The sequence below is a fragment of the Erwinia sp. V71 genome (assembly GCF_965644245.1).
Classification (GTDB): Bacteria; Pseudomonadota; Gammaproteobacteria; order Enterobacterales; family Enterobacteriaceae; genus Erwinia.
Genome location: NZ_CBFFRK010000050.1, coordinates 18,106 through 29,637, shown reverse-complemented (window position 1 = coordinate 29,637; position 11,532 = coordinate 18,106). Strand labels below are relative to the sequence as shown.

Below are 11,532 nucleotides of genomic sequence, written 5' to 3'. Positions count from 1 at the left end.
GCAGGATAGCTTATCGGTAGCTAACCGTCCCTCCATCCACATGACCAAGCGTTGCACTTATTATCTGAATTCGCGGATTAACATATTGAGATAAAGACAATTATGGACATCAAACAGCTCATCTATCTCTGCAACCTGGAACGTGAGCGACATTTTGGTCGTGCGGCAGAGGCCAGTTTTGTCAGTCAGCCTACGTTATCGATGCGCTTAAAAAACCTTGAGCGTGAGCTGGGACTGTCGCTGATTAATCGCAGTAATAACTTCGCCGGTTTCACCGCTGAAGGGGAGCGGGTACTGGCCTGGGCGCGTGAGATTGTCTCGGTCTACCAGGGACTGAAACTGGAAGTCGAATCGCTAAAGCATGGCGTCAATGGCACTCTGCGGATTGGTGTGGTGCCGCAATGCAGTATTTCGCTGCCGCTGATGCTGAAAGCGATTAGCGATCGCTATCCTCAGCTGGATTACCGGGTAGCGGTGTTAAGCGCAGATCAACTGCTGGAGGCGCTTAACAGCCATACGGTGGATGTCGGCATCGGTTTCTTTGAGATGGCCACACTGCGTGAACTGCATTTCCAGGCAGAAGCCTTGCAGGATAACGGCGTTGAATTAGTGTTTAATCCGCAGCATTTTCCTCACCTGCCGGGGAGTGACGAGCCGCTGACGCTGAGTGAAGTGTCCGGCCTGCCGTTGTGCCTGGCGGAGCCAACACGCTATTTCCGTCGCTATATCGACAGCCATTTTCGTGAGGCTGGCCTGGCGTTGCGCGTGGTACTGGAAACCACATCGGTATTCCAGCTGGCGCAGGCGGTGCAGGTCGGACTGGGTTGTCTGATCTCGCCTGTCGGGCATTTACTGCCGGAAATGATGCCCGATCTGCACAGCCGCAAACTGTTGATTGAAGCGATGGCACGCCATGCGGCGGTGGTGATTGCTGAACCAGGGCGTGCAACGCCACTGGCTCAGCATTTCTTTGATGAGGTTCGCCGCTGGTTAACGGATAACAAACGGCCTTTTATTCAGGGTTAACCACCCAGCGACTGATTCAGACGGTTATGCCAGTTAGCAAAAGCAACATGCTGAATCACACGGAACAGCTGTGCTGGTGTATAACCCTGTTCCACCAGCGGTTGCAAATGTGCGGCGCTAAAGCGTTCCGGTGCGCGTGTGAGTTGTGCCGCGGCCTGAATCAGCGCCGCGATCTCGGGTTGCTGCTTACTGGCACTCAGCGCATCATCGATGCCGTCAATTAATGCATCACGCAACTCTCCCTGATATTGCGCAAAGCAGCTGACGCTGCCGTTAATTCGTGCGCTGACCGCTGCTGCCAGGTGATCCTGTTCGCTGCTCTGTTCATCCAGTGTGATCAACAGCTGCGCCAGGCCGTTCAATGCTTTTGCATCGTGGACGAACAGCCAGGCGCTCTCTGTCAGCACAGGCTGTGGCTGACAGAACGTCAGGGCTTCAAGCTGTTCCGCTGTCGCGTAGCGCAGCTCCACTGGCGGCAGTTGCGGTTGCCAGAGTGCGGGTTCTGCAAAGCGTTCGGCATCGGCATCAGCAGACGTGACCGTGCCGGGGATCCAGCGTACCGGCAATGCCATCAGCGCCTGAATACCGGCGACAACCCTGGCCTGATAACTCACGTAGCCAATGATCTGGCTGAAGGTGATGATATCGGGTTCGGTCAGTCCGACCTCCTCCAGACGACGCAATGCCGCGTTATCAATCAGTGTTGGCTGGCTTGCCAGCTGGCGCGAGTATTGGGTGATTTGTGTCAGGCGATTATTGCTTTCGCGTGAGGAGTCGGGGCCGGGTAGCGGATTGAGCCGCGCGGCATAATGATTGCACATCCGCTGAATACCGGTAACCTGGGCGACGGTAAGCGCGGTGCACAGGCGGTCATACAGAGTCAGCGTGTGGGTGAGCGAGGTTTGCAGGTGGTCGGGCAACAGAATGCTGTTGAGCTGACGGGCAATCTGCAAAACGGAAATATGTGACCGCAGCGTCGACTGAAGTGGTGCGTCTGCCTGCTGCATCAGGCCCAACAGAAAACGGTCTTCGACCTCCGCGGCTTCGGGAACCAGCGGCGACCCCTTCTCAGCACTGACACTGGATTGTGTTTCGTGATACCAGTGCTGGTTGCCGGGATAACGGCGTTGCTCCATGGTCATTCCTTTTTCATGTTAACTGACCCGATGTTCGCTGGTATGGCATCAGCAGAGACATGGACACCGGGCCTGGATGGCACAGTTATCTTGGCGTAACGCGACGGGCTAACAAAAGAATGATGAGTGATAATTAATAGCGGAAAGGTATAACAGAGCAGGAGTGGGATGATTGACGGTGGGAAGAGGGCGAGGCAAGCCTCGCCCGCGCAACTTATTTCAGTTCCAGCTCGTTCATTGCAGCGATGCTGAAACCGCCGTCAACGTGCAGAACTTCACCCGTCACACCACCCGCCAGGTCGGAACACAGGAAGGCTGCGGAGTTACCGACATCTTCAGTGGTCACAGTGCGGCGAATCGGGGTAACCGCTTCGCAGTGAGACAGCATTTTACGGAAGTCTTTGATGCCAGACGCCGCCAGGGTACGGATTGGACCTGCGGAGATGGCGTTAACACGCACGCTTTCCGGACCCATCGCGTTAGCCATGTAACGTACGTTTGCTTCCAGAGACGCTTTCGCCAGACCCATCACGTTGTAGTTAGGGATCGCACGCTCAGCACCCAGGTAAGACAGGGTCAGCAGAGCTGCGTTCGGGTTCAGCATCGCGCGGCACTCTTTCGCCATCGCCACAAAGCTGTATGCGCTGATGTCGTGAGCGATTTTGAAGCCTTCGCGGGTGACGGCGTTGACGTAGTCGCCATCCAGCTGGTCAGCCGGTGCATAGCCGATAGAGTGGACGAATCCGTCAAATTTTGGCCAGGTTTTTGCCAGCTCGGCAAACAGCGCTTTGATGCTCTCATCTTCAGCAACGTCACAAGGCAGAACGATGTCAGAACCGAGTTCTTTAGCGAACTCTTCGACACGACCCTTCAGCTTCTCATTCTGATAGGTGAAGGCCAGTTCAGCGCCCTGTTTGTGCATCGCTTGTGCAATACCGTATGCGATAGAGAGTTTACTGGCAACGCCAGTAATCAGAATGCGCTTACCGGAAAGAAAACCCATAGCTGTAATCCTTATGGTCATTGTTGTTGGCGGCCGCATTGAACAATAAATAAGCGACCGACGTTAATCGACCCGGCATTCTAGCACGAGTCTCTGGCTATTGTTATATCAACGATCTCTGCGCCAGGCATCGGCGGTTAACGCTTCGCCGAAATGGCTGGCGATCAGGCGTTTGGTGAGATCATGCAGCGGCGAGGCCAGCACATCAGCGGTGCTACCGCGCTCGACCACTTCGCCCTGATGCATCACCAGCACCTGATCGCTGATATGCTTCATCATGCCGAGGTGCTGCGTGACATAAATATAAGAGATACCGTGTTTCTCCTGCAGTTCAAGCATCAGGTTAATCAGCTGTGAGCGCATCGACATATCGAGCGAGGCCAGCGCTTCGTCGGCAATGATCACTTTGGGCTGCAGGATCAGGGCGCGCGCCAGACCGATACGCTGCTTCTGCCCTGGGGCCAGCATATGCGGATAATAGGCGGCGTGATCGCGCAGCAGCCCCACCTGGCGCAGCGTGGCGATAATGCGTTTTTCGCGGGCAGCGGCATCCAGATCGCTGTTCAGACGCAGCGGCAAATCGAGGATCTGGCTGATGCGCTGACGCGGATTCAGTGCGGTTGACGGGTCCTGAAAAATCATCCGGATGCGCTGGCTGCGATAGCCGTAATCGCCATACGCCAGCGGATGGTCATCGATCACGATCTCCCCGTGAGTTGGCGCCACCATACCGCTTAGCATTTTCGCCAGCGTCGACTTGCCCGAGCCATTTTCGCCGATAATCGCCAGTGTCTGCCCTTCGCGCAGGGTAAAGCTGACATCTTTAACGGCTTCAACATGCTGACGACGGAACAGGCCGGTGCGGTAGCGGTAAGTCTTGCTCAGATTACGCACCTCAAGCAGTGTTTCGATCATCACTGCTCCTCCATATTCAGCGGGAAATGGCAGGCATACAGATGCGTGCGCTGACCCGTCAGGCGCGGAGTATCAATGCATTTGCGCTGGGCGTAAGGGCAGCGCGGGCCAAGGCGACAACCCATCGGCAGATGTTCCAGTGAGGGGATGGCCCCCGGCAGAGTATTCAGACGGCTTTTATGCGGCAGCGAGCGGCCAAAATCGGGCATCGCGCGGATCAGCGCCTGGGTATAAGGGTGATGCGGTGCGCTAATCAGGTCTTCACTCTGCGCGGTCTCCACCGTCTGGCCGCAATACATCACATTAATTTTATCGGCCCAGTGGCTCATCATCTGCAGGTCATGGCTGATCAGCAGAATGGTGGTGTTGTTGTTCTGGTTCAGCCGCGACAGCAGACGGAAAATCTGCGCCTGCGTGGTGGGTTCCATGGCGTTGGTCGGTTCATCGGCGATCAGCAGACGCGGCTGGTTCGCCAGCGCAATCGCAATCATCACTTTCTGGCATTCGCCATCGGTCAGCTCATACGGGAAGCTGCGCATGATATCGCGGTGATCTTTAATCCCGACGCGGTGCAGTAGCTCAATTGCCCGGCGGTGACGCCAGCGAAAGCGCTGATACCAGCGACCTTTCCAGGTCCAGCCGGGGATTGCCTGCATAATCTGGCGGCCAATCCGCTCTGACGGATCGAGGCAGGACTGCGGTTCCTGGAAAATCATCGACATATTGTGGCCGACGATACGCCGCCGTTCGCGTGGCGACAGATGCAGCAAATCGATATCATCGAAACGCATGCGGTCGGCGGTGACGCGCCAGTTATCTTTGGTCACGCCGCAAATCGCTTTGGCGATCAGACTTTTGCCGGAACCCGACTCGCCGACCAGACCGCGCACTTCCCCTTCGGTCAGGGTAATGCTGACGCGATCCACCGCTTTGACCGGCCCGTCGGCGGTCATAAATTCAATCGTCAGATTGCGAATATCGAGTAAGGGCATTATTCCACTCCTGCATCAATCGCACGGCGAATGCCGTCGCCCAGCAGGTTAACAATCAACACACTGATCATAATCGCTGCGCCGGGTAACATCACGGTCCAGGGCGCAACATAGATCAGTTCCAGCGCATCACCCAGCATCGCACCCCATTCCGGAGAGGGGAGCTGCGCGCCAAGATCGAGAAAACCCAGCGCGGCGATATCAAGAATTGCCATCGACAGGGCACGGGTAAACTCGGTGACCAGCAGCGACAGAATATTGGGCAGAATGGTATGCCAGAGAATCGTCACACTGCTGGCGCCATCGAGTCGCGCAGCGATCACATAATCTTTTTCCAGTTCATCATGCACGGCGCTGTAGATGGCGCGCACCAGCCGCGGCAGGATCGCCAGCCACACCGCCAGCATGGCATGTTCCAGCCGCGGGCCGAGAAACGCCACTACCACAATCGCCAGCAGCAGTGACGGGATCGACAGCAGCGTATCGAGAATATGATTTAGCAGCGCGGAACGCAGGCCATGAGTCAGACCCGCCAGCACGCCAATCACCATGGCACACAGTGCGGCCAGCAAGGTGACCAGTATCGCCGAACCCACCGTTGGCGCCGCGCCGCTTAACAGGCGACTCAGCACATCGCGGCCTAAATCATCGGTGCCAAGAAAGAAGGAGACATCGCCATAGCGCGACCATGACGGTGGCAGTAGCTGATAGCCGAGGAATTGTTGATCGAGGCCATAGGGTGCCAGCAGGCCGCCAAACAGGCACAGCAACAGCAGGGCGATAAAACCGTAAAAGCCCACCATCGCGGTGGTGTCACGATAAAACAGCCGCCAGGTGGTACGGAACGAACTGGGCAGGCGCTTTTCGGCGTAGATATTATCTGAGGGCATACCACTCCTTATGTTTCAGCGGATTGGTCATCGCGCCGAGGATGTCGGAAAGCACATTCACGGTAATCACCAGACCACCGACCACCATCACGCCAGCGGAAATCGCGGCATAATCCTGCTGATGAATCGCATTAATGAGCCAGCGCCCCAGGCCGGGCCAGCTGAACACCACTTCGGTAATCATCGCCAGCGTCAGCATAGTGGCGAACTGCAGTCCGAGGCGCGGGATCACTGGCGGCAGGGCATTGTGCAGCACGTGGCGGCGAATGACGGTAAAGCGCGAAAGGCCACGGGTTGCCGCTGCTTTGACATAGTTCTTGTCGATAACGTCACTGGTGCTGATACGCATCAGACGGATCACTTCGGTGGTCGGCGCCACCGCCAGCGCCGTGACCGGTAACACCATATGAAGCAGAACGCTCATGATCATCTCTTCGCGCCACGGCGAATGACTCAGCCAGGCGTCAATCAGGGCAAAGCCGGTCACGTTTTGCAGCGGATAGAGCAGGTCATAGCGCCCGGCAACTGGCAGCCAGCCAAGGTTCAGTGAGAAGAACAGCGTCAGCAGCAGCGCCAGCCAGAACACCGGCAGGGAAAATCCGAGCAGCGCCAGTGCGCTAATCACTTTGTCCTGCCAGTTATTGCGCATCACGCCAGCAATTATGCCAAGCGGAATGCCTACCAGCAGCGCCAGGCTAAACGACAGCAGGCACAGCTCCATGGTGGCAGGGAACACTTCGCGCAGCTGCTGGGTAATCGGCTGGCCGTTGATGCTGGAGACGCCAAAATCAAACTGCAACACGCCTTTAAACCAGAACCACCAGGCATCGAACAGCGATGCGCCCTGCAGCGGTGCATTTGGTGTGAAGTAGCTCAGACTGAACCCCACCAGCGTCAGCATAAACAGGGTTGCCAGCAGCAGTACCAGACGGCGTAAGGTGTAGATAATCATGGTTTGCTCTCCGCGCTGCCGTCACGGTGCACGCCAGCGAATGAGGCGTTGCCGAACGGACTGAGCACCAGACCCTGGATGTCGTGGCGGTAGGCCTGCAGACGCAACGATGACGCCAGCGGCAGCACCGGCAGCTCCTGTGCCAGACGGTGCTGGGCATCGCGATAATGGTCAATACGCGCCACCAGCTGCTGTGACACCAGTGCTTTCTGCAGCACTTCGTCAAAGGCCGGATTACACCAGTGGGCGAAATTGGTCTGCGAACGGATGGCCGCACAGCTCAGCAACGGGCGGAAGAAACTGTCCGGGTCATTACTGTCGGTCGACCAGCCGGTCAGCGTCAGGTCGTGGTTCATTTCCATCAGTCGTGCTTCCTGGAAACGCCCGTCAACCGGCACGATTGTCACGCGCACGCCGACCTGCGCCATATCCGCCTGAATCAGTTCGGCGGTTTTGAGCGGACTGGGGTTCCAGGATTGCGAGGCGGTTGGCACCCACAGGCGCAGGTGCAGGTTTTCGACACCGAGTTTCTGCAGTTCGTCGCGTGCGCGTTGCGGGTCATAAGGTGTCACGCGGGCATCATTGTCATAGGCCCACGAGGCACGCGGCAGAACGGAGGCCGCGGTTTCGGCAGTGCCGTAGTAAATCGACTCCATCAGACGTTCATTATTAATCGCCAGCGCCAGTGCCTGGCGGACTTCCGGGCGATCCAGCGGCGGCTTGCGGGTATTGAACGCCAGGTAAGCAATGTTCATCCCAGGGCGCAACGTCAGACGCAGACGCGGATCGTCGCGCAGAATCGACAGCTGACTGGCCGCCGGGTAGGCCAGCACATCACATTCGCCGGTTAACAGCTTTGACAGCCGTCCTGTACCGCCTGCGCCAAGGTCAATCACCACCTGCGGCATGCGCGGAATGCCTTTCCAGTACTCCGGATTGCGCGCCAGGCGAATATATTGCCCGGTACGATACTCATCCAGCATAAACGGACCCGTGCCTATCGGCTGGCGGTCGAGTAACTCCTGGCGGTTAATTTTGCTCAGTTGCGCGGCATATTCGGCGGAGAGCACAGGTGCATAGTGGGTCGCCAGATGCCAGAGGAAAGAGGCATCCGGGCTGTTAAGACGAAACTCGACGGTATCGTTATCCAGCTTTTTGATGCTCTGCACGGCATCGGAGAATTGCAGGCTGTCAAAGTAGGGGTAGCTGCCGCCGCTGACATTGTGCCAGGGATGCTGGCGGTTAAACATACGCCCAAAGCTGAACACCACGTCATCGGCATTCATTGGCCTTGACGGACGGAACCACTCCGTGTGCTGGAAAGGCACATTGCGGCGCAGGTGGAAACGATAAGTCGCGCCGTTATCCAGCACTTCCCAGCTTGAGGCCAGTTCGGGGATCAGACGATAGGTATACGGGTCGACATCCAGCAGACGATCATAAAGCTGAGCCGCCAGCGTATCCACCGCCAGCCCGCTACTGGCGAGCTGTGGATTAAAGGTGTTCATCACGCCGCTGACGCAGTAGACAAAGCCGGTCTGGCGAATGTCGCCAGGCGTCGCTGACCAGGCAGCGCCGCTAAGCACGCTGAGTCCAAGTAGCAGGGTGGAGAATAGTTTTGGCATGAGGTTCGTCAGGTTCACGGGCAATGCATTCAGTGTATCGCACTCTGTGTGCCGACCCAAAATTTGTCAGGGTAAGCGTCTCTTTTCCAGGCGATTTTCAGCGTGGCAGAGGCCATTATTCTGTTGCGGAGTGTGATAATACGCCTGATGTTAGTATGGAAATGAGAAAAATTCTCAACAAAGTGCTTTACAGATGGTAGTGAGAATGATTACTATTCTTCTGCGCTTCAACGGTGGCTCTACCGAAGAAGAGCACGACATTGCTCACATTGCTTCCAGTATTTTTAGCCCGCCTTGCGCGGGCTTTTTTTTTATTGGTGCGCGATGCGCGTGATTTGTCTGTTTTTTTCTGCCGTGGTGTTCTGTAAATCCGATACGAATGAATCGCTTATCTTATTTTTTGCGCGTTTTTGACACTTTTAAGACAAATCGCACCTGTTAACGAGTACAGGCAGAGCATAAGATAAGCGACACGAATCTCATTCCGGACTGACGGACACATCATGCTTTTTCAGCATGGCGCGTAACTGGTGATACGTCACGCCGAGTAACTGTGCAGCACGACGCTGATTAAAATGCGCCTGCTGCAGGCTCTTTTCCAGTAACGCTCTTTCCTGCTGGTTCTGCCACTGACGTAAGTCCAGCGGCAACTCAGGGAAGGCGGCACTGGTGCGGGGAGTGTCATTGCTGACGCTGCTCTGCCGGAAAGGGTTAAGAATAATGTTGTCCAGTGGATGTTCGCTGTCGTGATGGCGATACACGGAACGTTCCACTACGTTTTTCAGTTCACGAATATTACCCGGCCAGTGATAGTCCAGCAGGACTTGCTGAGCCAGCGGGGAAAAGCCGGGAAACAGCGGCAGCCCCAGCTCACGACACATTTGAATGGCGAAATGTTGCGCCAACACCAGGATATCACTTTGCCGTTCGCGTAGCGGCGGCAGTTGCACTACGTCAAACGCCAGCCTGTCCAGCAGGTCGGCGCGGAATTTACCGGCGTGCGCCAGCGCCGGTAAATCATCGTTCGTTGCGCACACCAGACGCACGCTCACCTGCAGCGGCTGGCTGCCGCCTACACGCTCCAGTTGCCCGTATTCAATCACCCTCAGCAGCTTTTCCTGCACCAGCATTGGTGCGGTCGCCAGTTCATCGAGAAACAGGGTGCCGCCATCGGCGCGTTCAAAACGGCCGAGGTGGCGTTTCTGTGCGCCGGTAAACGCGCCAGCCTCATGACCAAACAGTTCCGAATCGAGCAGATTTTCATTCAGCGCCGCGCAGTTCAGCGAGATAAACGGCCCCTGCCAGCGGTCGGACAGATAGTGCAGACGACTGGCGATCAGCTCTTTACCGGTGCCGCGTTCACCGATCACCAGCACCGGTTTATTCAGCGGCGCGAGGCGTGAAACCTGTTCCAGCACTTCGAGAAAGTTGTTCGCTTCGCCCAGCAGCGTTTCGATATGTTTGCTCATCGTCAAATTCACCAGATGTTAGTGAGAAAAACCACCTTACGCCAGTGAAATTCAGCTGTAAAGCGGTGCGTTCACGTAAAATCAATGACATACAATCTGGCACGCATTTTGAATAGTACAGAGAGAGAATCTGTTATGACGCGCAGGGCGCAACACCGACAATATGCATGAGGATGTGAACAATGGGTATTTTTTCTCGTTTTGCCGATATCGTGAACGCCAACATCAATTCGCTGCTGGATAAAGCAGAAGACCCGCAAAAACTGGTGCGCCTGATGATTCAGGAAATGGAAGATACGCTGGTGGAAGTGCGTTCCACCTCCGCGCGTGCACTGGCAGAAAAGAAACAGCTGATCCGCCGGATTGAGCAGGCGGAAGGCCAGCAGAATGAGTGGCAGGAGAAAGCCGAGCTGGCGCTGCGTAAAGATAAAGACGATCTGGCGCGTGCGGCGCTGATTGAAAAGCAGAAGCTGACCGACCTGATTGCCAGCCTGAAACTGGAAGTGGCGCAGGTGGAAGAAACGCTGGATCGCATGAAAGGCGAGATTGGCGAGCTTGAGCAGAAGCTGAGTGAAACCCGTGCCCGTCAGCAGGCGCTGACACTGCGTCACCAGGCGGCGTCTTCATCACGCGATGTGCGCCGCCAGCTCGACAGCGGCAAGCTGGACCAGGCGATGGCGCGTTTCGAATCGTTTGAACGCCGTATCGATCAGATGGAAGCAGAAGCGGAAAGTAACAGCTTTGGCAAAAAGAAAACGCTGGATCAGGAGTTTGCTGAGCTGAAGGCCGATGATGAAATCAGCGAACAGCTGAAAGCGTTAAAAGCCAAAATGAACCGCAGTGAATAAACATGTCGGGCATCGGGTGTGATGCCCATCGTTATCTCAACGTGAAAACCAGGGAGAGTGAATGAGCGCGTTATTTCTTGCCATCCCGCTGACGATCTTTGTGCTGTTTGTCGCGCCGATTTGGTTATGGCTGCATTACAGCAATCGCAGCAGTGGCGCTGAATTATCCAGCGGTGATGTTCAGCGTCTGCAACAGTTAACCCAGGATGCCCGCCGTATGCGTGAGCGTATTCAGGCGCTGGAAGAGATCCTCGATGCTGAGCATCCGGAGTGGAGGCAGCCATGAGCGGACTGACCATCAAAGGAAAAAAGCTGTGGCGTATTCCGCAGCAGGGGAAAATCAGCGGCGTGTGCGCCGGACTGGCACAGTATCTGGATATTCCGGTACGGCTGGTGCGGGTGATCGTGGTGCTGTCGCTGTTCTTCGGCCTGTTTATGTTTACCATTATCGCCTACTTCGTGCTGGGCTGGCTGCTGGACCCGCTGCCGCCAGAAGCGGAAATGGCGGAAAAAACACCTAGCCCACACCAGTTGCTGAATGAACTCGGCAACGAACTGCAGGGCAGCGAAGGGCGCTTACGCCAGATGGAACGTTACGTCACCTCGGAAACGTTCAGTGTGCGCAGCCGCTTTCGCCAGCTCTGATTTTTGTTTCACGCGGGCCAGTTAACCGGCC

12 protein-coding genes are annotated in these 11,532 nt (G+C 56.2%); 4 read left to right on the top strand and 8 right to left on the bottom strand.

Annotated elements, in window-relative coordinates; all coding sequences use genetic code 11:
• Window positions 1-102: 102 nt before the first annotated feature.
• Window positions 103-1,026, top strand: a complete 924-nt coding sequence (locus ACSZO1_RS12245) for a LysR family transcriptional regulator (protein WP_437612898.1) — start codon at window positions 103-105, stop codon at window positions 1,024-1,026.
• Here the strand turns inward: ACSZO1_RS12245 and ACSZO1_RS12240 are convergent.
• The 8 genes from ACSZO1_RS12240 to pspF all read right to left on the bottom strand — a co-directional run bounded on the left by ACSZO1_RS12240 (window position 1,023) and on the right by pspF (window position 10,008).
• Window positions 1,023-2,162 carry a CMD domain-containing protein gene (locus tag ACSZO1_RS12240; protein WP_437612896.1) on the bottom strand — a complete coding sequence of 380 codons (1,140 nt, stop codon included), beginning with the start codon at window positions 2,160-2,162 and terminating at the stop codon, window positions 1,023-1,025. The genes ACSZO1_RS12245 and ACSZO1_RS12240 overlap by 4 nt on opposite strands.
• A 214-nt stretch (window positions 2,163-2,376) precedes the next feature.
• Window positions 2,377-3,165 carry an enoyl-ACP reductase FabI gene (gene fabI, locus ACSZO1_RS12235; RefSeq protein ID WP_437612894.1) on the bottom strand — a complete coding sequence of 263 codons (789 nt, stop codon included), beginning with the start codon at window positions 3,163-3,165 and terminating at the stop codon, window positions 2,377-2,379.
• 108 nt (window positions 3,166-3,273) lie between these two features.
• Window positions 3,274-4,080: a putrescine export ABC transporter ATP-binding protein SapF gene (gene sapF / locus ACSZO1_RS12230; RefSeq protein WP_437612892.1), complete on the bottom strand. Its 807-nt coding sequence runs from the start codon at window positions 4,078-4,080 to the stop codon at window positions 3,274-3,276.
• A complete protein-coding gene (sapD, locus tag ACSZO1_RS12225) occupies window positions 4,080-5,072 on the bottom strand; it encodes a putrescine export ABC transporter ATP-binding protein SapD (RefSeq protein WP_437612890.1) in 993 nt (330 codons plus the stop codon). Before sapD ends, sapF begins: the two co-directional genes overlap by 1 nt.
• On the bottom strand, window positions 5,072-5,962 hold the full coding sequence (gene sapC, locus ACSZO1_RS12220; protein WP_437612888.1) for a putrescine export ABC transporter permease SapC: 891 nt from the start codon (window positions 5,960-5,962) through the stop codon (window positions 5,072-5,074). Before sapC ends, sapD begins: the two co-directional genes overlap by 1 nt.
• Window positions 5,949-6,914 (bottom strand): putrescine export ABC transporter permease SapB, encoded by a 966-nt coding sequence (gene sapB, locus ACSZO1_RS12215; RefSeq protein WP_437612886.1) that lies wholly within the window; start codon window positions 6,912-6,914, stop codon window positions 5,949-5,951. Before sapB ends, sapC begins: the two co-directional genes overlap by 14 nt.
• Window positions 6,911-8,539 carry an ABC transporter substrate-binding protein SapA gene (gene sapA, locus ACSZO1_RS12210; RefSeq protein ID WP_437612885.1) on the bottom strand — a complete coding sequence of 543 codons (1,629 nt, stop codon included), beginning with the start codon at window positions 8,537-8,539 and terminating at the stop codon, window positions 6,911-6,913. Before sapA ends, sapB begins: the two co-directional genes overlap by 4 nt.
• Before the next feature lie 479 nt (window positions 8,540-9,018).
• Entirely contained in the window at window positions 9,019-10,008 is a 990-nt protein-coding gene (gene pspF / locus ACSZO1_RS12205) for a phage shock protein operon transcriptional activator (protein WP_437612883.1), read from the bottom strand.
• Between the two features lie 182 nt (window positions 10,009-10,190).
• Between pspF and pspA the strand changes: the two genes are divergently transcribed.
• The 3 genes from pspA (at window position 10,191) to pspC (ending at window position 11,501) form a co-directional block, all read left to right on the top strand.
• Window positions 10,191-10,856 (top strand): phage shock protein PspA, encoded by a 666-nt coding sequence (gene pspA / locus ACSZO1_RS12200; protein ID WP_437612881.1) that lies wholly within the window; start codon window positions 10,191-10,193, stop codon window positions 10,854-10,856.
• Window positions 10,857-10,917: 61 nt separating this feature from the next.
• The gene (gene pspB / locus ACSZO1_RS12195; protein ID WP_437612879.1) at window positions 10,918-11,142 is read left to right on the top strand and encodes an envelope stress response membrane protein PspB; all 225 of its coding nucleotides are present in this window, start codon (window positions 10,918-10,920) and stop codon (window positions 11,140-11,142) included.
• Window positions 11,139-11,501, top strand: coding sequence for an envelope stress response membrane protein PspC (gene pspC, locus ACSZO1_RS12190; RefSeq protein ID WP_437612877.1), 363 nt, complete (start codon window positions 11,139-11,141; stop codon window positions 11,499-11,501). Before pspB ends, pspC begins: the two co-directional genes overlap by 4 nt.
• Window positions 11,502-11,532: the final 31 nt, after the last annotated feature.